Below are 23,216 nucleotides of genomic sequence, written 5' to 3'. Positions count from 1 at the left end.
TGCGGCCAAAATATGTCTCATCTGGTTCATTTTTGGTGAAGAGGAGGGGGCGGCGCTGCGCCTTGCAGGGTATTTTTGCAAGACGGAGTGAGCAGGGATTGGCAAATCCCATGCCGCGCGCTAGGTGTTTGGCTGAGTTGAAACGGGCCATCTTGAAAGGGAGAGGCGGATGTTTACCGGGATTATCACCGATGTGGGGCGCATTGTGACGCTGGAGCAGAAAGGCGACCTGCGCGCGCGGATCGAGACCGCCTACGACACGGCGACGATTGATCTTGGCGCCTCGATCGCATCGGACGGGGTCTGCCTGACCGTGGTGGCGATGGGCGACAACTGGTATGACGTGGATATCTCGGCGGAAACCGTTTCGAAAACCAATCTGGGCGACTGGCAGGTCGGGCGTCAGGTCAACCTTGAACGTGCGCTGAAGGTCGGGGATGAGCTGGGCGGCCATATCGTGTCTGGCCATGTGGATGGTGTGGCGGACATCATTTCGATGAAGACCGAGGGGGACAGCACCCGTGTGCAGTTCCACGCCCCCTCTGAGCTGGCCAAATTCATCGCTCCCAAAGGGTCGGTGGCGCTGAATGGCACCTCGCTGACGGTGAATGAGGTTGAAGGGGACGTGTTTGGCGTGAACCTGATTTCACACACGAAAGAGGTGACCAATTGGGGGAATGCCAGGGTCGGTGACCGGATCAACCTCGAAATCGATACGCTGGCACGTTACGTGGCGCGGCTGGCGGAATACGGGGGCTGAGCCCAATCTGCCGTGCCGTCTGAGCGGTGTGGACACTTTGTTGGCTACACCGGGGTGATCTCACTGGTTGGTTTCATTGGGGCAACACTCCTGTTGCTAAATTCATAAATTCGCATATGACTTGACGGGTGAACCATCCAAGGGAGCCCGTGATGAGCCTGTTCAAACCCACTCGCCCCAATTTCAACAGACGTGAGCTGTTGCGCATGGCCGCGCTGGCCCCTGCCTTTGCCATGCCCGCCACGGCAAAAGCAATGCTTGGCGCCCCTGCAGAGGGCAATCCCGCACATTTCAGCTTCACGCTCGGGCAGGCAAGGATCACCATTGTTTCGGATGGGTTTTTCACCCTCCCATTCGGGGGGCAGGCGATGAATGCACCGCAAGAGGAGCGACGTGCTTTTCTGGCTGAACATCTGATTGATCCTGAAATGGGATATTCTCACACCAATCACATGTATATCGAACTGGGGGAGGCTAAGGTTCTGGTGGATGTGGGATCCGGCAACCGATGGTTTGACACCACCGGGCGACTGATGGGCAACCTTGAAGCCGCCGGGATCGACCCGTTTGCCATCACCCATGTGGCGATCACCCATGCCCACCCGGATCACATCTGGGGCATTCGCGATGATTTCGACGAACCGATCCTTCCCGACGCCGAATACGTGATCGGAGAGGCCGAGCGGGCCCATTGGTTGCAGGATGGGCTGGTGAACCGGGTGGCCCCGGAGGATCAGCAATTCGTGCTGGGGGCGGTCAACTCAATCAATGCCGAAGGTCTGGAATGGACGCTTGCGCGCCATGATCAGGAGATTGCGCCGGGCATTCGCATGATCGACAGCCCTGGCCACACGCCGGGCCATATGTCGGTGATGGTGGAAAGCGAGGGGCAGCAACTTCTGGCGCTGGGCGATTGCATGACCCATGCGGTGCTGAATTTCGCCCATCCTGAATGGTTCAGTGGCCGCGATGCGGATGGGGCGCAAACGGGCGCCACCCGCAAGCGGCTTCTGGATATGGCCGCAACCGACCGGATTGCGGTTCTGGGCTATCACTTCCCGTTCCCCGGTGTCGGCCATGTGGCGCGCGATGGCGACGCCTATCGCTTTGTGCCGGCCTTGTGGCAATTCTGATCTCGTAGAACAGACCAGGCGGTGACCGGGCGGTGTCCGGGCGGTGTCGGACGCGGGGCCGCCCGATTGAAAGTCCCAGACGATCCTGCGTCAGATGCCATGATCCCGCCGTCCACACGCCATCAAGCTCCCCGAGCCCAATCCTTTGATCTACTCGCAATTGGGAGGCGCTCGCTTATCTTTCCTCTAATGCGTTTCGACTTTAACCCGAGACAGGGAAAAGCCGAAACGCCGCAAGAGATTTCAATGTCGTGGGCGTTTCGGAATAAACACATATCTCAAGTTAATCTCGAAACGCTTTAATGATTGAATTTATTGAGGAGGTTAATTTATGGCGAAGGACGATCTCTCTCCGGCGATCAGGCAGGTGGCCCTGTTGATTGACGGAGAGAATATATCCAGTGCGCTGGCTGGGAAAATCATTATCGAGGCAAGGCGAGCAGGGGAGCTGACCATTCGCCGGGTTTATGGCAATGCCAAACGCATTCCCGGTTGGGATGAGGCGCCGGGCATCAAGCTGGTGCATTCCGGGACTGGTAAGAACGCGGCCGATATCCTTTTGGCACTGGAGGCGATGGAGCTTTGCCTGGATCGTCGTGTGACCTGTGTGGTCCTTGCCAGCTCGGATGGCGACTTCTCGCACGCGGCAACGCTGTTGCGCGAGCGGGGCGTTTGGGTGGTCGGGGTCGGAGAGAGCAAAGCGCCCGAGCATTTCCGCAAATCCTGTAGCGATTGGGTGACCATTGCCTCACCGCCGGGGGAAAATGACCGGCGGGTCGAAGAGGTGTTCGCGGCAAGCCCCGCAGGGTTGTTGATTGCGCAGGTCAACCCGAATGTGGTGTCTCAGGCCAGGGTGACGCTTGCGGATTTCGATGAGAAAACCTGGCGAAAATACTTCGAAGCCCGTCCCGAGAAATACCAGATCGAGGGCAGTGGACAGCAAACGCGGATCAGGCTCAGAACCTGAAAAAGGCACCCGCCACGCGCAATTGCCATGACCACGCGCGCGTGTGCGGGTCAAACTGTCGCCTTTTGGCTTTCCTTGCCCTCTGGGCTAAGGTATTGCGGGCCAAAGAACTGGAACTGCCATCTGGGGACCCCTGACATGAGCGACAGCACCACCTATGAAACGCCGGGCCCGGTCGAGGCCAGCCTTGCCGACGCCATTTCCCCGGCCGAGGAGATCATCGAAGAGGCCCGCAAGGGACGGATGATCATTCTCGTGGATCATGAAGACCGCGAAAACGAAGGGGATTTTGTGATCCCGGCAGATGCCTGTACTGCGGAGGTCGTGAATTTCATGGCCACCCACGGGCGCGGGTTGATCTGCCTGCCGATGGAAGCACGTCGGATCGAAGAGCTGGGACTGCCGATGATGGCGATGCACAACTCGTCCCGTCATGAAACAGCCTTCACCACCTCGATCGAAGCGCGCGAAGGCGTGTCGACCGGCATTTCCGCCGCTGACCGTGCGCTGACCGTGGCCGCTGCGATCAACCCGGCCAATGGTCCGGCCGAAATTGCCACCCCCGGCCATATTTTCCCGCTGCGTGCTCGCAATGGCGGGGTGCTGGTGCGGGCCGGCCATACAGAGGCCGCCGTGGACATTGCCCGGCTGGCTGGTCGCAACCCCTCTGGTGTGATCTGTGAGATCATGAATGAGGACGGCACCATGGCCCGCCTTCCGGAACTGGTTGAAATTGCGAAGAAACACGGGATGAAGATCGGCACGATCTCGGACCTGATTGCCTATCGCCGCCGCCACGACAACCTTGTGCGCGAAACCGGCTGCGAGAAGATCACCTCCGAATATGGAGGGGAGTGGGAAATGCGCATTTTCACCGACCTGACCCACGAGATCGAACATGTGGTACTGATCAAGGGCGACATCTCCACCGCTGATCCCGTTCTGGTGCGCACCCATGCGCTGAATGAAGCGCAGGATGTGCTGGGGATGGGACCGAAACCGGCCGATGAGCTGCCGCGCGCCATGCAGATCATTGCCAAGGAAGGGCGTGGCGTGGTCTGCCTGTTCCGTGAACCGCGCAAGACGCTTTATGCCCGCGATGAAGAAGAACCCGGCACCGTGCGCAATATCGGGCTTGGCTCGCAGATCCTGTCGGCGCTGGGCCTCAGCGACCTTGTGCTGCTGACCGACAGCCCCGATACCCGCTATATCGGTGTCGACGCCTATGGGCTGAACATCACCGCCACCCGCCCCATTCAGGAGGATTGATCATGGCCGCTGCTGAACAACACTATATCCTGCCGCGCCCGGAATTTGACAAACCGGTCAAGCTGCTGATCGTGGTGGCGCCGTATTACAAGGACATTGCTGATAATCTTGTGGCCGGGGCCAAGGCGGAAATTGAGGCCGTGGGGGGCAGCTGGGACCTGGTGGAAGTGCCGGGCGCATTGGAAGTGCCCACCGCGATTTCCATCGCCGAACGGATGTCCAACTTCGACGGCTATGTGGCGCTTGGCTGTGTTATCCGTGGCGAAACAACACATTACGAGACGGTCTGCAATGACAGTTCGCGGGCGATCCAGCTGATGGGCCTGAACGGTCTGTGCATCGGAAACGGCATCCTGACCGTGGAAAACCGCCCCCAGGCAGAGGTGCGGGCCGAGGTTGAGGGGCAAAATAAAGGCGGCGGGGCTGCTGCTGCGGCCTTGCATCTGATCGCGCTTTCGCGCAAATGGGGCGACACCAGCAAGGGGATCGGCTTCAAGCCCATGGGGGAAAGCTATCGCCTGGCTGGGAATGCACAAGAAACCTCGCAGGATACCCCCTCGGCATGACCCTTTCCGGCAACCAGAAACGTCAGATGAAATCCGCAGCCCGCCTGTTTGCGGTGCAGGCCCTCTTTCAGATGGAAGCGGCCGGTCAGACCGTGGACAAGGTGCGGGTGGAGTTCGAAGATTTCCGCTTTGGCGAAGAATTCGATGGCTACACCATGGCGGAAGGCGATACCAAGCTCTTTCGCAAACTGATCGAAGATGCGGTGAACCATCAGGCGAAGATCGACCAGATGACGGATCGTGCGCTGGTGGCAAAATGGCCGATTGCGCGCATTGACCCGACCTTGCGGGCCACCTTCCGTGCCGCAGGCGCCGAACTGGTCGAAAGCAACACGCCGCCGAAGGTCGTGATCACTGAATTCGTGGATGTGGTGAAGGCGTTTTTCCCGGAGGGGGACGAGGCGAAATTCACAAATGCGGTTCTGGATCACATGGCCCGTGAGGCCAAGCCCGAAGCGTTCTGACCTCCGGTTTGCTGCCCATTTACAAACAAGGAAAGGCCAGACGCACTGTCTGGCCTTTTTCTGTTCTGATCCGTGTAACAATCTGAAATAGATGTATTATTCTTTGGGTTGTAACCGGGCCGTATAGGATTTGCCCTTGCCAAAATCACGGGTGATCCGGATTTCGTTGCCCTGCGCTTCGATGATCAGACAATCATCGCCTTTCTTGTCGATCTCATAAAAATCGATCTTGCGGCAATACATCTCGTCGCGCCATTCCCAGGTGCCGCGAAAATTGCCGTAGCCCGGCACATGACCGGTCAATGTCCCGTCTTCGAACGCCTCTTGTGTGCCTGAGGAGAAATGCCAGACCGGCCCCACTGCCAAGCCCTTGAAGGCCTCTTCGGTCTGAATGCGGCTCCAGTCTTCGGCCGTGGCGGCCCCGGTCATCAAGGCGAGGGTGGCCGTTGCGGCAAAAAATCCGGTAAGTTTATGAAACATAAGGATATCCTTTTGGTGTCTTGGGGCCAGTTTAGGGGATCGTTGCGGCGTGAACCTTGTCTTGAATCAAATCGAACCGGAGCGGGTGGAGGGATGAAATGCGCCGATCTGGCGGGATGCGACCCTGTGCCCCTTTCCGTTCCTTGGTAAGCTGCTAGACTGTTGGATGAAACAACTCCGGGGAATCTCATGCCCAAATTTGTCCGCCTTTATATCACCCATGTTCTGATTGGCTTTGGACTGTCCGCGATCTTTGTTGGCGCGCTGCTCTATCTGAATGTGGCGAACCTCTGGCACCTGATTTCAAACTCTGACATGGGGTGGGTCGCGCTTGCCATGCTGGTCATGTTCAATGGGATCGTGTTTTCCGGCGTGCAGTTTGCCATCGTGATCATGCGAATGGGGAACGAAGACAAGGGGCCGGGCAAAGGCAAGCGCATTCCCGTCGCCACCCAGATCCCGGTGCCGGTCGAAGCACGGGCAGATCGTCAGCCCCGGATCACCGACCCGCGGGGCAAAGTTTAAACTTCTTTCTGGCCCGAAAGGACAAAGATTAAACTTCTCCGCGTGCCAGAGGTCAAAGTTGTAAGTTTCAGGCCCGCCACTTGGCGGGCTTTCTTTGTCTGAGGAACAGCGAAGCAAAGGTCGGAATAAAGGTGGCGGAACCGCACGCAGTCGTCGGGGTCTGAATTCCTGAGGACCTGTATGTACAGGTGGGCGCCAGGTAACAAAGCCACGGCTATGCCAGAGCCAGCTCCCTCAGAATTGCTTAAGGCCACCGGAATATTACCCGCATGTGACAAAAAGGGCAGAAACCGCCTCCGCCTAGATAGGGGCAGGGGGGGCGTGATGCAAGAGGCATCCTGAGTAGGATCACCGATCTCCCGCTCCCTTACCCCTCTCTCCATTGACAATTTGTTCATGAATTGTTCACATGGCATATGACCCAGCCAAATGACATGCAGCCCGACCGGAAACCCGGACAGATCCTCGCCCGTGGCGTCTGCCGCCACATGATCTCTCATGGATTTGTGACGGTGGAAGAACTGGTCCCCGCACGTGGCCTGCGGGTTGACGTGATGGCGCTGGGACCAAAAGGTGAGATTTGGGTGATCGAATGCAAATCAAGCCGAGAGGACTTTACCTCCGATCGGAAATGGCAAGGCTATCTCGAATGGTGTGATCGCTATTTCTGGGCGGTTGACGCGGATTTCCCGACCGCGCTTTTGCCCGAGGACACCGGGCTGATCATTGCGGATGGCTATGATGCCGACATCCTGCGCATGGGGCCCGAGGATCGGCTGGCTGGCGCAAGGCGCAAAGCTTTGGTCCAGAAATTTGCCACCCATGCCGCGCGCCGCCTGCACGCTTTTCGGGATCCCGGCGTGGCGGCGCTTGTCTCGAATTGACGCCCGGAGCAAAAAAGGCCCGGAAATCCGCGCCTCTTCCTCTTGCCAGAAATATCCCGGGGTGAGCCTTGCAAAGGCGAGGGGCAGCGCCCCTCTGTTCACCCATGGAAACTCTGGCCACCATGAAAACAATGGGATCAGCGTTTCTTTTTGCCGCCCTTGTCCGATTTATCCGCAGCGGATTGCAAGATCGCACGCGCCTGTGCCGCCGCTGCCTGCAATTCCTCGGCAATTTCATCGGCTTCTTCCGGGTCGAAATCCATCGGGATCTCGATCCCGCCGCCCTCCACGAACAACCGCACCATCCCGTCGGTGGTTGGCCCGATCTGTAGATTGGCTTCGATATCTCTTTCGTCGTTGATACCCATCAGGTGCTCCTGTCCGGCCCGCCATCGGGGCCTCGTAAAAATCTTCCCCCGAGTTACGGATCTTTTCAAAATTTTTCAAGCATCACCTCTTGCGCAAGATGAAGGCTCGGTTTAAGACGCAGCTCACGTGCCGACATAGCTCAGTAGGTTAGAGCGCTTGATTGTGGATCAAGAGGTCCCCCGTTCGAGCCGGGGTGTCGGTACCACCCTCCCACCGCCGCCAAAATGGTGAAGGTGAGAGAGGACAGAGAGGCACCAACTGGTTTGATCCGGTGGTGCCTTTTTTGTTGCCATGCGGATTTTCTGAATGTGCTCCGCAGGTTGTCGGTTCAGGGTGCGGTTTACGGTGCGGTTCACGGTGCCTTTGAAATCGCCACCTCGCGGCGAATGGTCCGTCCGTCCGGTTCGAGAATCAAGATCCGCTCATCTTCCGTTACAACCGCAAACCAACCCGGACCGCGTGTCACCGCAACCGCCACAGCCCCCTGCGGCAGAACCAGCTCTTGTGGCAACGGCACCATGCTTTCTTGCTGGAAGCGCATGACAATCACCGTGATCAGCACTATGAGACCAATAATCGTGGTTGCGGTCAGCGTGGTCACAAGAATTTTCAGAAAGCGCACGGTGCCGTCGATCGGGGTCTCCGTGGTGATTTCGTCCTGAGGAGTGTTGTCCATGTCGGCCCCTGTGCACCTGATTGAGGTTGTGATCGCGGAAAACCCGCCCAAGCGTCTTGATAAGGCGATTGCCCGTGATGTGCCAGAAGAAGCTGCGTTGTCGCGCTCGCGTCTGGCAAAACTGCTGGCCGAGGGGGCGATCACCCGCGCCGGTGAGGTCATCACCGATCCCCGCGCCAGGGTGGCCGAGGGCGATGTGCTGGTGATTGCCGTGCCGCAGGCTGTGGAAAGCCATATCGGGCCTGAGGATATCGCGCTGAATATCGTGCATGAGGATGATGACCTGATTGTGGTCAACAAACCTGCGGGCATGGTGGTGCATCCCGCGCCGGGCTCGCCGGGGGGGACGCTGGTCAATGCGCTGCTGCATCATTTCGGAGGCGAACTGTCCGGTGTGGGCGGCGTGGCGCGCCCGGGGATTGTGCACCGGATTGACAAGGACACGTCAGGTCTTCTGGTGGTGGCAAAATCGGATGCGGCGCATCACGGGCTGGCCGAACAGTTTGCCGCCCACACGGCCGAACGTCATTACCGCGCCGTGGTGCATGGGGCGCCGGATCAGGCTGACCCGCGTTTGGGGGGCGTGAAAGGGGCAAGCTTTGAGCCGGGCAATATCCTCAAGATCACCACGCAGCTTGCCCGCCACAAGACAGACCGGCAGAAACAGGCGGTGCTGTTTTCCGGCGGGCGCCATGCGGTGACACGCGCGCGCATTATCGAGGCCTTCGGCACGCCCGCCCAGGCTGCGCTGGTGGACTGCTGGCTGGAAACCGGGCGCACCCACCAGATCCGGGTGCATATGGCCCATGCGGGCCACGGATTGATCGGCGATCCGACCTATGGAGGCCGGCGCAAACTGAATGCCAAGGCGATCGGGGAAGGGGCGATTGAGGCTGCGCGTGTCTTTCCCCGTCAGGCGCTTCATGCGGCCACTTTGGGGTTCAAACATCCTGTGAGTGGTGAAAAACTCAGCTTTGAAGCGCCGTTGCCGGACGATATGCTGGCCCTGATAGAGGCTCTTCGAAACGGATAAGCTCATGGATTGGGCAACGGATTTTCTGACCGACTGGCCGTCCGACTGGGCATCTGGCTGGACGTTGTTCGTCTTTCTGTTGCACCTGTCGGTGATGGGGCGGGCCCTGACCCGCGACCATCGCTCGCCCGCATCGCGGCTGGCTTGGGTGGCTGTGATCATGGCGCTGCCCGGGCTGGGCATCATCGCCTATTTCTTTTTTGGTGACCCGAGTGCGAGCTGGCGCATGGATCGCAAGCTGACCACGCTGCGCAAGGCGTTGGCCCGTCATCCGCAGGGGGATGTTCCTTCCCCGGATATCCCGTCGCCTTATCGGCCAAGCTTTGCCCGTGCGGCTGCGGTGAACGGATTTGCCCCGGTTGGCGGCAACCGGGCGGAACTTACCGCGGACAGCAATGAGAGCATCGACTGGCTGGTGGCGGATATCGAAGCCGCGCAGGATCATGCCCATCTGTTGTTTTATATCTGGCTGCCGGATGAAAATGGCACAAGGGTGGCACGCGCGATGATGGCGGCGGCCGGGCGGGGGGTATCTGCGCGGGTGATTGTTGACGGGCTTGGCGCGCGCAGGCTGTTGTCCCACCCGCTATGGCGCGAGATGCAACAGGCAGGCGTTCAGACGGTTGTGGCCTTTGACATCTCCTATCCGCTGATTGCCGCGCTTTACCAGCGGCTGGATATTCGCAACCACCGCAAGATTGTGGTGATTGATCATGGTGTGACCTATCTGGGCAGCCAGAACTGCGCCGATCCCGAATTTCGCATCAAGGCCAAATATGCCCCCTGGGTCGACACGATGCTGCGGATCGAAGGACCGGTTGCGTGGCAGGCACAGCGGCTGTTTATCGGCGACTGGATGGCCCATGGGGGGGAGGATATCTCGGCCCTGCTGGAACGTCCCGCCCCTGATCCACGTCACGAAGGGGAGGAGGCGGGATTTGTCGGGGTGATGGCGGGCACCGGGGCGGTGCAGACGCGCGAAGGCGTGTCGGACATGATCCAGACCCTTCTGGCCTCTGCCCAGCATGAGGTGATGATCACCACGCCATATTACGTGCCGTCCGAGGCGCTGCATCAGGCGATCTGTTCGGCAGCGAAACGGGGGGTGCGGGTGCAGATCACCCTGCCGGCCCGCAATGACAGCTGGGTGGTGAACCTTGCCTCGAAAAGCTATTACGCCAGTTTCCTGCGTGCCGGGGTCGAGATCAACGAGTTCAAGCCGGGTCTTTTGCACGCCAAGCTGATCACCGTGGATGGGGAAGTGGCGTTTGTTGGCTCTGCCAATCTGGACAGGCGCAGCATTGATTTGAACTTTGAAAACACGATGCTGCTCTACGACCCCGCGCTCACCCGCGAAATCCGCCTTCAGCAAGAGGCGTTTCGGGAAGACGCTTACGAGATTGATGCAGAAGATGTGGCGCAATGGTCGCGCCTGCGCCGGCTGGTCATGAACGCGGTGGGGACCATGGCACCGCTGCTGTAGGGGGATCAGATGGGTTCGCCAGTTATCTGGGGATGGCGCCTGGCACGATGTGCAGAAAAAACAGCTCTGATCACCAGTTTTTGGTTGTCTTCGGGCGGCGTTCAGGAAATGGTTGAAACGCACGTTTTTTGTTCAACCCGTAAAAGGTCCATATTGTTTTGAAAAAATTTGTCCTTTCAGCTTGTCTGGCAAGCTTGCTCACCGCCTGTGTCTCGACCGTTTCGGATTATCAGTCACCCACGACAGGTGTTAATTTGCAGCTCACACCGCAACTTGGCGGGGCGCTGCTCGCGGTGCGTCGTGCCAATGTCTATATCGCCGAAGAGGTGACAACCTGCGGGTTTGAGACCCAGGGCGTGGTTCGAAATGCGGATCTGCCGCGTTCGATTGCCGTCGCGCCGGGCAAGACCTACAACCTGCGAACGGTGTTTGAAACGGTCGGCAGACAGATCGATGGCACTGTTGTTGTCGACCATCTGTTTGAGCCGAAACCGGGCGCGAGCTATGAGTTGAGAATGACGTCCAACCGTGATGGGCACATTGTCCATCTTCTGGAAAACGGGCGGGTTCTGCCGTTGCGGCGGCCCTGTCTCACGAATACGACCTCGTCTTACGGGCGCGAACAATCCGTGAAGTGATCTGAACCAGAGGTGATCTGGCCATGGGCAGGCGCATTTGAGCGCGTCCATGACCAGATTGGGCCAGACCGGGATCAGATCGGGAACAGGGCCGTGGCGCCTGTTCCCGGGCATCTGCTTTAGGGCAGTTTCGGGCAGACGATGCTCTCTCCACGGGCGGCAGCGACCAGCGTCTTCACATAGCTGGACAGCCCCACGGTTGCTGCGATCGTCAATTTGGTGGAGGAGGCATTCACCGGTTCAATCCGCGTCGACACCGCCGCATTGAACCCTTTGCCACCTTTGCCCAAGACGAGGGTGGAATGCCCGCCGATTTTGCGGAACAGGACATGGCGGGTGGTGCCATCTTCATTGGTAAAGAGCGGGACGTAATCAATCTGCGCCGCGGCATCCCCCGGGAACCGCCCGTATTTGACACTGACAGACAGACACCGGCTTGAGAAATCTTCGAGCGCCGACATGATCTGTGCCTTGGATCTTTCGACAAGATGCTGTTCGGATTTTACGACAAATGACCCGGACGCCGCGATCCGTTCCAGCGCCGTGCCTGACCGCAGACCATCCTTCATGGCTTGCTGCGTTTCGGCGTTACAGCCTGCCAGTCCCAGGACCAGGGCCGAGATAAGAGATAGCTTTTTGAAATTCATGAACAAACTCCTTAATCATTCACACTTGCAAAGAACGCCCGATCTGACAGCCAAATCTGACAGGCCAAAACAGGGCGCCATACTGATGTCCTAGCCGGGTCACAGGTCTGATGAGGCTCATAAAGCCCGGCTTCGGAAACATAATTGCTTGTTACAATGTCAGGTGGTTCCAAGTCCACCATTTCTCTTATCGAGGGTATTCATTGCAAGAACTGCTTCGAAAGACGGGGCGGGATGTTGGCCATGAGGGACATGCTCGAAACCTGTGGGAAATGTGAGGCGCCGACATCCGGAGCATACGGCATCAGGTGGTCAGACTGCAGTTGGTGTTCCCCGCAATGTAACCTCAAGCACGAAGCCGTGAGGTCGCTTCACAAGGGCTGCTCCTGAGGGCATATAGCGATAAACTGATTTTAACGGTTTTTCATCTTGCCTCGATTATGAGGACTTGAAACCTGCAAGAGAGATCCTATCTGGATGTTAAGCCTTGATACATTCAAGAAGCACACAGAATAAGTTTGGCCCGATTTCGGGCCTGAGACTATGGCCGGGAGGGCCTGAGAGACGATGAGCAACTACAAGAATCTGCCGGCGCCGACCCCGGAAGGGGGCTTGAACCGCTATCTACAGGACATCCGCAAGTTTCCGATGCTGGAACCGGAAGAGGAATACATGCTGGCCAAACGCTGGGTGGACCATCAGGATCGGGATGCGGCCCACCAGATGGTGAACTCGCACCTGCGACTGGCGGCCAAGATTGCCATGGGCTATCGCGGTTATGGATTGCCGCAGGCCGAGGTGATTTCCGAGGCAAATGTCGGCCTGATGCAGGCGGTGAAACGGTTTGACCCGGAAAAAGGGTTCCGTCTGGCGACCTATGCCATGTGGTGGATCCGCGCCAGTATTCAGGAATATATCCTGCGCAGCTGGTCGCTGGTGAAACTGGGAACGACCTCCGCGCAGAAAAAACTCTTCTTCAACCTGCGCAAGGCCAAGGCGCGGATTGGCGCGCTGGAAGATGGCGACCTGCGCCCGGAAAATGTGGCCCGGATTGCCAATGATCTGAATGTGACGGAAGAAGAGGTCATCTCGATGAACCGCCGCCTGTCAGGGGGGGATGCCTCGCTCAACGCGCAGGTGTCTGCCGATGGCGAAGGGGCGATGGAATGGCAGGAATGGCTGGAGGATGAAGATGCCGACCAGGCCGCCGATTATGCGGAAACAAACGAGCTTGAGGTGCGGCGCGAGCTGCTGACACAGGCGATGGATGTGCTGAATGACCGCGAGAAGGATATCCTGACCCAGCGTCGCTTGAAAGACAAACCGGTGACGTTGGAGGATCTGTCGAGCGTCTATGATGTCAGCCGTGAACGGATCCGCCAGATCGAGGTGCGGGCATTTGAGAAGCTGCAGAAACGGATGCAGGAGCTGGCGATGGAAAAGGGTCTGTTGGAGCACAACTGATCCGCGCCGTTGATCCGCGCCGGGATGGGACACCCCGGAACCCGCGCTTTCAGGCGCGGGTTTTTTCATTTGTGGCAAGGGCCAGGGCCAGAGACAGGGCCAGAGTCAGGGGCGGAGGCGCGCCCGCAAAACGCGGAGCATGTTTTCCCCGGACACTTTGCGGATCTGACGCTCGTTCAGCCCGGCATCCAGCATGGCCTGCGTCAAGGCCGCAAGGTCCGACGTGTCAAACCCCACGCGCACGGTGCCATCGTAATCCGACCCGTATGAGACCGCGTCTTCGCCCACCGCAGCGATTGCTGCCCTGATTGCTGCGGCCACCCCTGCCGGGCTGTCATCACAGGTCACATCCGCCCAATATCCAATGCCGATTACACCACCGGTGGCCGCCACCTGCCGCATCAGGTCATCGGGAATATTGCGCTTGGTCTGGCAATGGGAATGCAGGCCGGTATGGCTGATCACCAGCGGCATGTCGGTCATGGCCAGCACATCGCGCACCACCTGTGTGCTGGAATGCGCCAGATCCAGCACCATCCCGCGCGCGGCGACCTCAGCCACCACCTGACGGCCAAAATCGGTCAACCCGTGATTGCCCTGCCCATGCAGCGACCCACCCAATTCATTGTCAAAGAAATGCTGAAGACCGATCAGGCGATATCCGGCGCGTTCCAGCCGGTCGAGGTTTTCCAGTTTGCCTTCAAGGGGATGCGCCCCTTCGACGCCAAGAATGCCGGCCACCATATCGGCGCCCTCGGCGCGTGCCGCCAGCACCGCCTCCAGATCGCCAAGCGTTCGGACCACCCGCAGATCGGACGGGGCCTGTGCTGCAAACCCATGCAGCCGCTCGGCCTGATAAATCGCGCGCTCAAGGATCGAACTCCAGGTCCGCAGCGGCCAGAGCTGCCCCACGGCCAGGAGCGTGATGTCATCGCGGGCATCCGCTGCGTTCTCGTCGTAATTCAGACCAGACGGGCTTTTGGTCACCGCCGTGAACACCTGCACCGCCACATTGCCTTCCTGCAGGCGCGGCAGATCCACATGGCCATAGTCATGACGCTCCAGCAGCGAACGTTTCCACAGCAGGCTGTCGGCGTGCCAGTCCCCGATGGTAAGGCTTTGATGCAATGCCCGGGCTGCGTCTGAGATGGGGTAGGGGGCGTGGTCATTCACCGGGTTCATCGCCTGATCTGCCATCCGCGGCGCAAAGATCAGAAATCCGGCCCCCGCCAGAACCCCCAATCCGAGAACCACCGCCAGCCCACGCTTGACCCATTTCATACCGCTTACTCCCTGTTTTTTTGATTGAACCGCAAAGGGGCGCCGTTTGCCAATGATAACCCGGCGGAAACCGGCTTGAATGCCGGCGGTTGTGGGGTAGATTTGAGAGGGAAAGGAGATCCTCATGGCTGGTGGATGGGCGCGCGATGGCGCAGTCAGTGAACAGATCGAAGCGTCAGTGTCGGATGAACTGGCCCGGATGCGGGCAAAGGCGTCCCCGGTGGGGGAGAGCTTTACCCATTGTGCGGAATGCGAAGAGGAAATCCCCCAGGCCCGACGTGAGGCCATCCCCGGTGTGAAGCTCTGTATCGACTGCGTGCGTGACCGCGATGCGGCGTTCAAGCAGCGTCCGGGTATCAACCGGCGGGGGTCAAAAGACAGCCAGTTGAAATAGGGGCGAAATCCTCTTTTTCGCTTTTCAAATGGGTGCTAGAACCCTGACAGGACACGGCGATGGCGTCGCCGCGAGGGTATCCTCGGTTCCTTTTCTACGCTCCTGTACGCCGGGACTTTCAATCGGGAGATTGAGGGCCCCGCCTGTGTCTCCCCGCCTATAGTCGTCTGAGGGAGGCATACATGGCCTGGTCGCCGGAAAAAACTGAAGTCAAAAGCTGGAATGAATGGGATACGCTGCGCCATGTGATTGTGGGGCGCGCCGATGATTGCCATATTCCGCCGGAAGAGCCGGCGCTGGACGCGAAAGTGCCCGAGGATAGCGACATGCGTGGCCAGTGGGGCCGTCGCCCGCAGGAAACCATTGATCGCGCCAATGAACTTTTGGACAATTTCGCCAACCAACTGCGCGCGCGTGGCATTCGCGTGGATCGCCCGGTGTCGATTGACCACGCGCAACCCGTGACCACCCCGGATTTCCACACCGACAGCCAGTTCGGCTGTATGCCGCCGCGCGATGTGCTCTTGACCGTGGGCCATGAGATGCTTGAGGCCACCATGTCCTATCGCTGCCGCTGGTTTGAATATCTGAACTATCGCCCGCTGCTCAAGAAATACTGGGAAGAGGACCCCAATTTCCGCCATGAAGCCGCGCCGAAGCCGCGCCTGACCGATGCCGATTACCACCCGGATTACCTGTCGGACAAGATCGGCGTGGAAAAGCGTCTGGAATGGGCGGCGGAAAAGTTCTTTGTCACCACCGAGGAAGAGCCACTGTTTGACGCGGCGGACGTGTTGCGTTTTGGCCGTGATCTGGTGGTGCAACACGGGTTCACCACCAATCTGAAGGGCATCGAATGGCTGCGCCGTCACTTCCCCGATCATCGCGTGCACACGGTGAACTTCCCCGGGGATCCCTATCCGATCCATATCGACGCGACCTTTACGCCGCTGCGACCGGGGCTGATCGTGAACAACCCGCAACGCCGCCTGCCGGAAGAGCAGCGCGGGATGTTTGAGAAGAACGGATGGGAGATCGTGGATGCCGCCCAGCCTGCCCATAACACCCCGCCGCCGCTCTGTTATTCCTCCACATGGCTCAGCATGAACGTGCTGGTGCTGGACCCGAAAACGGTTTGTGTCGAGAAGTCAGAGGTTTATCAGGCGGAGCAGATGGACAAGCTGGGCATGGAAGTGGTCGAGGTCGAGCTGCGCGACGCTTATGCCTTCGGAGGCGGCCTGCACTGCTGCACCGCGGATGTCTATCGCGATGGGGAATGCGAGGATTATTTCCCAAATCTTTAAGGTTTTGCGCCGGAAAATGCCTGGTTGGATGAGGGGCGTGCGCGTCCCTCATTGCCCGGATTGTGTGGCCGGGGCCGGATCTGACAGGGTGGCAGGCGGGCGATAACGCAGAAAGGGCAGTGCCTTTCGCAGCAGGCTGAGCGCCCCGTGCTGTTCCACCCACAGCGCATATTCCACATAGACCGGATCTTGCGACAGGTGGGCCTCTTCCGCTTTGGCGCGCAGGTAATAGATCAGGTTGATCCCCATCAGCAGAAGGGAATTGCGCAGCGCCTCCTGCGGGCTTTCCAGTGAAAAGAACGGCACCGCCAGCAACCACCACGAGATGTTCTTGAAGAAATAGGAGGGGTGGCGGAACCAGCGAAACGGCCCGTTGGTGATGATGCCGCGATGGGTCAGGTTGGAAAACCGGATCCCAAAGGACATGTTGGACCAGGCCCAGAGCAGCTTGCTGAGCACAATTGCAAAGCCCCAGAGCAGGACCCAGCCCTGTTGGTCGGGACCGAACATGTCAAGCCAGCCAATGCCGTCATTATATTCCAGATATTTGCGCCCGATCACCGAAAAGAACGGCACATACATGGCCAGCGTGACCACCCAGCCCCAAAACAGCGGGTTGGGCGAGCGGATATGGCTGTCGGTCAGGCGCAGGGTCAGCACATAGCCGATGCTGACAAAAGCAAGGTCAATCCCGAGGCTGAGCCGGGAGATGTAATTGACCCCCGCCCGGATGCTGTCTGTGGCGGAAAAAGGATCTATCGTGATCAGCGAGGTTGCGTTGGCACTGAAGTAGACAAACATCAGCGGCAGGAAAAACGCTTTGATCAGCCACCCAAGCGCATGATCGCGCAAGGCCGCGCGATCCACCCTGTCCAGGCGGAAAAGAAAGAGCAGACCCGCGTGATAATACCCGTCTTTCGGCGACTGCATACGCGCATCAATCACCGAGAAATAGGGCAGCGCCAAGGCCAGAAGGATCGGCAGATAGCTGCGGCAGGCGGTCCAGAAGGGCTGGTAAAAATCCCGGTGGTATTCGGGAAACAACCAGTAAAAAAGCGCAATCAGCGCCAATGTGCCCGCAAGGCCGATCAGTTTGACGCCAACACGTGCCCAGACGATCTCTGCCCGGGAGAGGGCGGCAAAGCCGGTCAATCCGGATGAGCTGCGCCGGTAACTGCGTTCAATAAACACCTCATGCAACAGCATTGGCAGCGCCGTGGCCACCATGGCCGCAGCCCCGAGTTCAACCCGGCTCAGCTGAGATCCCCGCAGCAGGTAAAGCGCGCTGAAATAGCCGCACAGCCCCAAAAGCACCGTCCATTGGCTGGTGGCGGATTTCGGCGGGGCCGTCTTATGTGATAGGGTCATGGGGTCCAACCTTTGCCGCTCCTCGAGGGTATCTTAGCAAAGGTTGGACATTTGGCACGTTTTTTAAAAGGTGCCTCACTCCATCGCTTCAAGTTCGTCAATGAACCCTTCGATCATGGCAAGGCCCTTGTCCCAGAATTTGGGGTCGGACGCATCCAGCCCGAAGGGGGCGAGCAGCTCTTTGTGGTGCTTGGCGCCACCTGCTTTCAGCATCTCGAAATACTTGTCCTGGAAGTCTGCATCGCCTTCTTCATAGACCGCATAAAGCGCGTTCACGAGGCCATCACCAAACGCGTAGGCGTAGACATAGAAGGGCGAATGCACGAAGTGGGGAATATAGGACCAGAAGGTCTCATAGCCTTCCATGAAGTCAAACGCGTCGCCAAGGCTTTGCGCCTGCACCGACATCCACAGGGCGTTGATGTCATCGGGGGTGAGTTCCCCCTCGGCGCGCGCCTCATGCAGTTTGCATTCGAAATCGTAAAACGCGATCTGGCGCACCACGGTGTTGATCATGTCCTCGACCTTGCCGGCCAGAAGCACCTTTTTCTCTTCCTTGGTTTTCGCCTCTGAGAGCAGTTTGCGGAAGGTCAGCATTTCGCCAAAGACGGAGGCCGTTTCCGCCAGTGTCAGCGGGGTGGAGGACAGAAGTTCCCCCTGATCAGCGGCCAGAACCTGATGCACACCATGGCCAAGTTCATGGGCCAAGGTCATGACATCACGGGGTTTTCCGAGATAGTTCAGCATCACGTAAGGGTGGGCGTCGGTCACGGTGGGGTGGGCAAAAGCGCCCGGCGCCTTGCCCGGTTTCACGCCTGCATCAATCCAGCCATCGGTGAAAAACGGCTTGGCGATCTCGGCCATACGGGGATCAAAATCACCATAGGCCTCCATCACGATTTTCTCTGCCGCGGGCCAATCGACCAGCTTGTCATCTTCCATCGGCAAGGGCGCGTTGCGGTCCCAGACCTGCATCACGTCCAGACCCAGCCATTTGCGCTTGAGCTCGTAGTAACGGTGCGACAGGCGCGGATAGGCGGCGACCACGGCATTGCGCAGCGCCTCGACCACCTCCGGCTCCACATGGTTGGACAGGTGGCGACCCATCTGCGGGCTGGGCATGTTGCGCCAGCGATCTTCGATTTCCTTTTCCTTGGCCAGCGTGTTGTGCACGCGGGCAAAGATCTTGATGTTTTCGCCCAGCACGCGGGCGATTTCACGCGCGGCGGCTTCTCGGGTCGGGCGGTCGTGTTCGGTGAGCAGGTTGGCGGTGGCTTCAAGGTTGCGCTCTTCCCCGTTCACGGTGAACATCAGCCCCGCGACGGTTTCATCAAACAGCGTGTTCCAGGCCCCGGCGCCCACCGATGATTTGTCATGCAGGAACTGCTCCAGCTCATCCGAGAGCTGGTGCGGGCGCAGCGCACGCATCCGGTCAAAGATCGGCTTGTAGCGGGCAAGCTTGGCGTTTTCGGCAAACCATGCCTCAAGAAGGTCATCATCCAGACGGTTGATTTCCAACGAGAAAAACACCAGGGGGGCGGTGCCGACAGTGATGCGTTCCTGACAGTTCTGGAAAAACTGCGCGCGTTCTGCATCCGTGGTTTCCTGATAATACCGCAGGCCGGCGAAGGACATGATGCGCCCGGCGATCATGGTGATCTTTTCATCTGCCAGAATGCATTCCAGCATTCCCGCCGCATCGAGATCTGCCAGTTTGCCCTGATATGTCTCGGCAAACTCGGCGCAGGCGCTGTCGATCCAGTCCAGATCGCGGGCAAGTTCAGGGGCGTCTTCTGACGCATAAAGATCGGTCAGATCCCAGCTTGGCAACTCGCCAAAACTGTCGGTGCCGGACCCGGCATTGGCATCAAGAACGGGAAAGGGAAGGGGGTGGAACATGGGGCCTCCGGTAAATCAGTTCCCCAAGACATAGGCGCGGGGAGAGGGGGATGCAAATGGCGATGCGGTGAAGGTGCGGAAGCTGAGAATATCCCGGGAGAATTCCGGGCAGAAATCGGGGCCCAAATTAGGGGCGCTGCCCCTCGCGCTTTGCGCTCACCCCGAGGTATTTGGAGAAGGAAAAGAGCGAAAGCGCGCGCGGGCATCGCAACCGGGGCGCAAACGGGCGTGTTTTGGCCGATTTTTCCCCGCGCTTGGGTTTTGACCCCCGCCTGCGCGCCCTTTATAGGAAGATGGACAAAACCCGGAGGCGCGCGTGGTCCGATTCATACTTGGCATTTTTGGCTCGATTTTCACCTTCCTTACCATTGGGGTCTTTATGGGCGCCTTGGTGGTTGGTGGCGTGTTCTGGATGTATTCGCAGGACCTGCCCAGTCACGAGCAGTTGGCGAATTACACGCCCGCGACGATCAGCCGGGTCTATTCGGGTGAAGGCAACCTGATGGATGAGTTCGCCCGCGAACGCCGTCTTTACACCCCCGCGGATGAGATCCCGGAGATGGTGAAGCAGGCCTTCATCTCGGCCGAAGACAAGAATTTTTATAACCACAAGGGGTTTGACCTGCGTGGGATTGTGGCGGCGGCGATCGAAGCTGCACGCGGGGGGCGCCTGCGGGGGGCTTCGACGATTTCCCAGCAGGTGGTCAAGAACTTCCTTCTGTCGTCGGAACGGTCTGCCGAGCGCAAGATCAAGGAGCTGATCCTGTCGGTGCGGCTGGAAAACTCTCTCGACAAGGACCAGATCCTTGCGCTTTATCTGAACGAGATCTTTCTTGGGCAGAATTCCTATGGGGTGACCGCAGCGGCGCAGACCTATTTCAACAAGACGCTGGATCAGCTTGCCCCGCATGAGGCGGCCTATCTGGCGACCTTGCCGAAAAAACCTGCCAAGCTGCACCCGGTGCGCAATCGCAAGGAGGCGCTGGAGCGGCGCAATTATGTGCTGCGCGAGATGTATCAGAACGGCTATCTGGATCAGGCCACCTATGCGGCTGAGCTGGAAATGCCTCTGCGCTCGGTGCAGGCGGGGGATTTCCCGGCCTTTCGCCAGGATCTGCCGCCGCGCGACTATTTCACGGATGAAATCCGCCGTCAGCTGTCACGCGATTTCGGTGAAGAAGAGTTTTTCACCGGCGGCATGACCGTGCGGGCCACGGTGGATCCTCATCTACAGGATGTGGCGGCCAAAAGCCTGCGGGACGGGCTTGAGAAATATGATCGCCGTCAAGGTGTCTGGCGCCCGACCGGTGTGACCATCCCGGTTGATAAGTTGCAGGCGCAAACCAGCTGGCGCGCGGCGCTTGCCGAGGCAAAAATGCCACGTGACATTGAGGGCTGGCTGCCCGCCGTGGTGCTGGAACTGGGCAAAAACGATGCGCGGATTGGCATCGAAGGTGTCGAGAACGATGAGGATGGTCACTGGATTGCGGCCAAGGACGTGCAATGGGCGCGCCGCCGTAACCCGGAAACCGGCAAGCTCGGGCGCAGTGCCCGCGTGGCCAGCGACCTGCTGAAACAGGGTGAGGTGGTGCTGGTGCGCCGCCTGGTTGACGACAATGGCGCATTCCTGCGCTGGAGTTTGCGCCAGGTTCCCGAAGTGCAGGGCGGGTTCATGGCGATGGATGTGAACACGGGGCGCGTGATTGCGATGCAGGGGGGCTTTTCCTATCAGGACAGCGTCTTTAACCGCGCCACCCAGGCCACCCGTCAGCCGGGATCGAGTTTCAAACCCTTTGTTTATGCCTCGGCGCTGGACAGTGGGTTTTCGCCCGCAACCATCGTGATCGACGCGCCGATTGAGGTGCAGGTGGGCGGCGGCAAGGTCTGGCGCCCCAAGAATGCGTCGAACAAATTCTACGGGCCCACGCCGCTGCGCACGGGGATCGAACAGTCGCGCAACCTGATGACCGTGCGCCTTGCGCAGGAAATCGGGATGGATACCGTGGCGGCCTATGCCGAGCGGTTTGGCGTCTATGAGGAGATGAACCCCTTTCTTGCGAACTCACTAGGGTCGGAAGAGACCACGCTGTTCAAGATGGTGGCGGCCTATGCGATGTTTGCCAATGGCGGTGAGCGGGTAGAGCCGACGCTGGTTGACCGGGTGCAGGACCGTTGGGGCAAGACGATCTATCGTCATGATCGGCGCGACTGTGTGGATTGCGCCAATCCGCAACTTGCCGATGGGGCGGAACTCAGGATCGTGTCAAACCGCGAGCGGGTCATGGATTCGATCACGGCTTATCAGCTGACCTCGATGATGCGGGGAGTGGTCGAGCGCGGCACGGCCTCGCGCACGGTGAACCTGCCGGTGCCGACTGCCGGCAAGACCGGCACAACCAATGACGCGCGCGACGTGTGGTTCGTGGGCTTTACCTCGAATATCGTGGCGGGCTGTTATATCGGCTATGACCGTCCCCGCACCATGCCCGGCGCGTCGGGCGGGGGCATGTGCGGCCCGGTTTTCAACAGCTTCATGAAAGAGGCGATCAAGGAATATGGCGGCGGGGCGTTCAAAGTGCCCGAAGGGGGGCATTTCATCAAGATCGACCGCTTCACCGGTGCACGTCTTCCCAATGATGCGTCGGGGGAGCATGTGGTGGCGGAATATTTCCGTGATGGCGAAGAGCCGCTGTTTGGTGTGATGTTTGACGGTGGCTTTGCCATGGGGTCAAACCTGCCGCTGTTTGCCCCGAGCGAAAGTGATGGGAACTCGGTGGTGACCACATCCACCGGTGAGAAGGTGGTGGTGCCCGGCAAGGCCGATTTCGGCTCGCTCTCTTCCGGTGGTCAGTATTGAGGCGTTCAGTCTCTCGGCCACTTTTTAGGAGGCTCTCCCCACGGGGGCCCGTGCAAAGGTTGCCGGATAAGGGCCGTCAATCATGAGGGAGAGGGGGAATACCCTCTCTTTCATGGTGGTTTTACACGCATTCCGGTGTTTTGATCGTGCCCTCACGCCTTTGGCGAGAGCCTGTTTCCCAGAGGGGTTGGCCACGCGCCGTGCGACTGTGACCGGGGTTAAATCGGGATTTGCATTGCTGCGCTGCATTTTGCCCATTGTCATCCCCCCCCCTTGCCACCTATGTTGCATATTACGGAGAGCCACCAGGAGTGTGCTTTTCCCGAGAATTTTGCCGGTTTCTCCGGGGCGCGGGGATAAATTGCCCAAGCCTGAGAAACGGACTGAGAGCGTCGCGCTAGGTAGGTTCGCCAGATATGTGGCTGAATACCCCCTCGGACGACAGGAATTGAAGATCGGAACCCTACACGGCACAGCGACCGTGATCTGATCGGATACATCGCCGCACCCCGGTCAACTGGGGGCGGCACATAATTGGGGCCGGGCGGGCCACCGGGCAGGGAACTGCCTTTGAACAAAGCGCGGGAAACCGCCTTTATGAGAGGTGCGGGGAACCGCACCGGGATGGCCGCCGGCACCGGAGAAGAAACGCGATGATGCGTGTGAGGACAGAGCAGAGACTTGATCAGGGGCCGACGCCCCTGACGGTATTGCTGTCCCCCTCGCAACTTTTCGCCCAGACAAGCCACCCTTCC

Annotated in this window: 22 protein-coding genes and 1 tRNA gene; 16 read left to right on the top strand and 7 right to left on the bottom strand. The window is 59.1% G+C overall.

What is annotated here, in order from left to right; genetic code table 11:
* The first annotated feature begins 169 nt into the window (after positions 1-169).
* The 6 genes from XMD517_RS04970 to nusB all read left to right on the top strand — a co-directional run bounded on the left by XMD517_RS04970 (position 170) and on the right by nusB (position 5,159).
* The gene (locus XMD517_RS04970; RefSeq protein ID WP_173486439.1) at positions 170-760 is read left to right on the top strand and encodes a riboflavin synthase; all 591 of its coding nucleotides are present in this window, start codon (positions 170-172) and stop codon (positions 758-760) included.
* Positions 761-912: 152 nt separating this feature from the next.
* Positions 913-1,893: an MBL fold metallo-hydrolase gene (locus tag XMD517_RS04965; protein WP_173486438.1), complete on the top strand. Its 981-nt coding sequence runs from the start codon at positions 913-915 to the stop codon at positions 1,891-1,893.
* Positions 1,894-2,224: 331 nt separating this feature from the next.
* Positions 2,225-2,860, top strand: coding sequence for an NYN domain-containing protein (locus XMD517_RS04960; RefSeq protein ID WP_173486437.1), 636 nt, complete (start codon positions 2,225-2,227; stop codon positions 2,858-2,860).
* 138 nt (positions 2,861-2,998) lie between these two features.
* A complete protein-coding gene (ribB, locus tag XMD517_RS04955; protein ID WP_173486436.1) occupies positions 2,999-4,129 on the top strand; it encodes a 3,4-dihydroxy-2-butanone-4-phosphate synthase in 1,131 nt (376 codons plus the stop codon).
* Positions 4,130-4,131: 2 nt separating this feature from the next.
* Positions 4,132-4,695 (top strand): 6,7-dimethyl-8-ribityllumazine synthase, encoded by a 564-nt coding sequence (locus tag XMD517_RS04950; protein ID WP_055191700.1) that lies wholly within the window; start codon positions 4,132-4,134, stop codon positions 4,693-4,695.
* Positions 4,692-5,159, top strand: a complete 468-nt coding sequence (nusB, locus tag XMD517_RS04945) for a transcription antitermination factor NusB (protein ID WP_055191702.1) — start codon at positions 4,692-4,694, stop codon at positions 5,157-5,159. The genes XMD517_RS04950 and nusB overlap by 4 nt, the downstream gene beginning before the upstream one ends.
* A 96-nt stretch (positions 5,160-5,255) precedes the next feature.
* On the opposite strand, the gene XMD517_RS04940 is transcribed toward nusB, so the two are convergent.
* The gene (locus XMD517_RS04940; RefSeq protein WP_173486435.1) at positions 5,256-5,639 is read right to left on the bottom strand and encodes a hypothetical protein; all 384 of its coding nucleotides are present in this window, start codon (positions 5,637-5,639) and stop codon (positions 5,256-5,258) included.
* A 189-nt stretch (positions 5,640-5,828) separates the two neighbouring features.
* On the opposite strand from XMD517_RS04940, the gene XMD517_RS04935 reads away from it, so the two are divergent.
* The gene (locus XMD517_RS04935) at positions 5,829-6,164 is read left to right on the top strand and encodes a hypothetical protein (RefSeq protein ID WP_173486434.1); all 336 of its coding nucleotides are present in this window, start codon (positions 5,829-5,831) and stop codon (positions 6,162-6,164) included.
* A gap of 416 nt (positions 6,165-6,580) precedes the next feature.
* Entirely contained in the window at positions 6,581-7,048 is a 468-nt protein-coding gene (locus tag XMD517_RS04930; RefSeq protein ID WP_254449699.1) for an MmcB family DNA repair protein, read from the top strand.
* Between the two features lie 137 nt (positions 7,049-7,185).
* Here XMD517_RS04930 and XMD517_RS04925 read toward each other — a convergent pair whose 3' ends face one another.
* Positions 7,186-7,416, bottom strand: coding sequence for a DUF6324 family protein (locus tag XMD517_RS04925; RefSeq protein ID WP_055191708.1), 231 nt, complete (start codon positions 7,414-7,416; stop codon positions 7,186-7,188).
* Between the two features lie 129 nt (positions 7,417-7,545).
* Here XMD517_RS04925 and XMD517_RS04920 point away from each other — a divergent pair.
* A tRNA-His gene (locus tag XMD517_RS04920) sits at positions 7,546-7,622 on the top strand.
* A 147-nt stretch (positions 7,623-7,769) separates the two neighbouring features.
* Here the strand turns inward: XMD517_RS04920 and XMD517_RS04915 are convergent.
* Positions 7,770-8,093, bottom strand: coding sequence for a DUF6476 family protein (locus tag XMD517_RS04915; RefSeq protein WP_173486433.1), 324 nt, complete (start codon positions 8,091-8,093; stop codon positions 7,770-7,772).
* Between XMD517_RS04915 and XMD517_RS04910 the strand changes: the two genes are divergently transcribed.
* From XMD517_RS04910 to XMD517_RS04900, 3 genes are all read left to right on the top strand, one after another.
* Complete coding sequence (locus XMD517_RS04910; RefSeq protein ID WP_173486432.1) at positions 8,092-9,126, top strand: RluA family pseudouridine synthase; 1,035 nt, start codon at positions 8,092-8,094, stop codon at positions 9,124-9,126. The genes XMD517_RS04915 and XMD517_RS04910 overlap by 2 nt on opposite strands.
* Before the next feature lie 4 nt (positions 9,127-9,130).
* A complete protein-coding gene (gene cls / locus XMD517_RS04905; protein WP_173486431.1) occupies positions 9,131-10,609 on the top strand; it encodes a cardiolipin synthase in 1,479 nt (492 codons plus the stop codon).
* 254 nt (positions 10,610-10,863) lie between these two features.
* The gene (locus XMD517_RS04900) at positions 10,864-11,247 is read left to right on the top strand and encodes a hypothetical protein (protein ID WP_173486430.1); all 384 of its coding nucleotides are present in this window, start codon (positions 10,864-10,866) and stop codon (positions 11,245-11,247) included.
* A gap of 119 nt (positions 11,248-11,366) precedes the next feature.
* Here XMD517_RS04900 and XMD517_RS04895 read toward each other — a convergent pair whose 3' ends face one another.
* On the bottom strand, positions 11,367-11,894 hold the full coding sequence (locus tag XMD517_RS04895) for a hypothetical protein (RefSeq protein ID WP_173486429.1): 528 nt from the start codon (positions 11,892-11,894) through the stop codon (positions 11,367-11,369).
* Between the two features lie 567 nt (positions 11,895-12,461).
* Between XMD517_RS04895 and rpoH the strand changes: the two genes are divergently transcribed.
* On the top strand, positions 12,462-13,358 hold the full coding sequence (gene rpoH, locus XMD517_RS04890) for an RNA polymerase sigma factor RpoH (RefSeq protein WP_055191723.1): 897 nt from the start codon (positions 12,462-12,464) through the stop codon (positions 13,356-13,358).
* Between the two features lie 105 nt (positions 13,359-13,463).
* On the opposite strand, the gene XMD517_RS04885 is transcribed toward rpoH, so the two are convergent.
* Positions 13,464-14,639 (bottom strand): dipeptidase, encoded by a 1,176-nt coding sequence (locus tag XMD517_RS04885; RefSeq protein ID WP_173486428.1) that lies wholly within the window; start codon positions 14,637-14,639, stop codon positions 13,464-13,466.
* A 124-nt stretch (positions 14,640-14,763) separates the two neighbouring features.
* Between XMD517_RS04885 and XMD517_RS04880 the strand changes: the two genes are divergently transcribed.
* Together XMD517_RS04880 and XMD517_RS04875 are read left to right on the top strand one after the other, a co-directional pair.
* Complete coding sequence (locus XMD517_RS04880) at positions 14,764-15,033, top strand: DksA/TraR family C4-type zinc finger protein (protein ID WP_055191724.1); 270 nt, start codon at positions 14,764-14,766, stop codon at positions 15,031-15,033.
* 182 nt (positions 15,034-15,215) lie between these two features.
* On the top strand, positions 15,216-16,337 hold the full coding sequence (locus XMD517_RS04875; protein ID WP_173486427.1) for a serine/threonine protein kinase: 1,122 nt from the start codon (positions 15,216-15,218) through the stop codon (positions 16,335-16,337).
* Between the two features lie 48 nt (positions 16,338-16,385).
* Here the strand turns inward: XMD517_RS04875 and XMD517_RS04870 are convergent, their stop codons facing one another.
* Both XMD517_RS04870 and XMD517_RS04865 read right to left on the bottom strand, forming a co-directional pair.
* Positions 16,386-17,705, bottom strand: coding sequence for an isoprenylcysteine carboxylmethyltransferase family protein (locus XMD517_RS04870; protein WP_173486426.1), 1,320 nt, complete (start codon positions 17,703-17,705; stop codon positions 16,386-16,388).
* Between the two features lie 75 nt (positions 17,706-17,780).
* Positions 17,781-19,604 (bottom strand): M3 family oligoendopeptidase, encoded by a 1,824-nt coding sequence (locus XMD517_RS04865; protein ID WP_173486425.1) that lies wholly within the window; start codon positions 19,602-19,604, stop codon positions 17,781-17,783.
* Positions 19,605-19,920: 316 nt separating this feature from the next.
* Between XMD517_RS04865 and XMD517_RS04860 the strand changes: the two genes are divergently transcribed.
* Positions 19,921-22,461, top strand: coding sequence for a penicillin-binding protein 1A (locus tag XMD517_RS04860; protein WP_173486424.1), 2,541 nt, complete (start codon positions 19,921-19,923; stop codon positions 22,459-22,461).
* Positions 22,462-23,216 lie beyond the last annotated feature (755 nt).

Origin of the sequence: Aliiroseovarius sp. xm-d-517 (genome assembly GCF_013283135.1) — a bacterium.
Lineage (GTDB): Bacteria > Pseudomonadota > Alphaproteobacteria > Rhodobacterales > Rhodobacteraceae > Aliiroseovarius > Aliiroseovarius crassostreae.
Note: the sequence above shows the minus strand (reverse complement) of the source record. Positions and strands in the feature narration are given on the sequence as shown.

Coding starts and splice junctions, on each gene's coding strand:
- XMD517_RS04970 (WP_173486439.1), top strand. CDS start 170: ATGTTTACCGGGATTATCACCGATGTGGGGCGCATTGTGACGCTGGAG.
- XMD517_RS04965 (WP_173486438.1), top strand. CDS start 913: ATGAGCCTGTTCAAACCCACTCGCCCCAATTTCAACAGACGTGAGCTG.
- XMD517_RS04960 (WP_173486437.1), top strand. CDS start 2,225: ATGGCGAAGGACGATCTCTCTCCGGCGATCAGGCAGGTGGCCCTGTTG.
- ribB (WP_173486436.1), top strand. CDS start 2,999: ATGAGCGACAGCACCACCTATGAAACGCCGGGCCCGGTCGAGGCCAGC.
- XMD517_RS04950 (WP_055191700.1), top strand. CDS start 4,132: ATGGCCGCTGCTGAACAACACTATATCCTGCCGCGCCCGGAATTTGAC.
- nusB (WP_055191702.1), top strand. CDS start 4,692: ATGACCCTTTCCGGCAACCAGAAACGTCAGATGAAATCCGCAGCCCGC.
- XMD517_RS04940 (WP_173486435.1), bottom strand. CDS start 5,639: ATGTTTCATAAACTTACCGGATTTTTTGCCGCAACGGCCACCCTCGCC.
- XMD517_RS04935 (WP_173486434.1), top strand. CDS start 5,829: ATGCCCAAATTTGTCCGCCTTTATATCACCCATGTTCTGATTGGCTTT.
- XMD517_RS04930 (WP_254449699.1), top strand. CDS start 6,581: ATGACCCAGCCAAATGACATGCAGCCCGACCGGAAACCCGGACAGATC.
- XMD517_RS04925 (WP_055191708.1), bottom strand. CDS start 7,416: ATGGGTATCAACGACGAAAGAGATATCGAAGCCAATCTACAGATCGGG.
- XMD517_RS04910 (WP_173486432.1), top strand. CDS start 8,092: ATGTCGGCCCCTGTGCACCTGATTGAGGTTGTGATCGCGGAAAACCCG.
- XMD517_RS04915 (WP_173486433.1), bottom strand. CDS start 8,093: ATGGACAACACTCCTCAGGACGAAATCACCACGGAGACCCCGATCGAC.
- cls (WP_173486431.1), top strand. CDS start 9,131: ATGGATTGGGCAACGGATTTTCTGACCGACTGGCCGTCCGACTGGGCA.
- XMD517_RS04895 (WP_173486429.1), bottom strand. CDS start 11,894: ATGAATTTCAAAAAGCTATCTCTTATCTCGGCCCTGGTCCTGGGACTG.
- rpoH (WP_055191723.1), top strand. CDS start 12,462: ATGAGCAACTACAAGAATCTGCCGGCGCCGACCCCGGAAGGGGGCTTG.
- XMD517_RS04885 (WP_173486428.1), bottom strand. CDS start 14,639: ATGAAATGGGTCAAGCGTGGGCTGGCGGTGGTTCTCGGATTGGGGGTT.
- XMD517_RS04880 (WP_055191724.1), top strand. CDS start 14,764: ATGGCTGGTGGATGGGCGCGCGATGGCGCAGTCAGTGAACAGATCGAA.
- XMD517_RS04875 (WP_173486427.1), top strand. CDS start 15,216: ATGGCCTGGTCGCCGGAAAAAACTGAAGTCAAAAGCTGGAATGAATGG.
- XMD517_RS04870 (WP_173486426.1), bottom strand. CDS start 17,705: ATGACCCTATCACATAAGACGGCCCCGCCGAAATCCGCCACCAGCCAA.
- XMD517_RS04865 (WP_173486425.1), bottom strand. CDS start 19,604: ATGTTCCACCCCCTTCCCTTTCCCGTTCTTGATGCCAATGCCGGGTCC.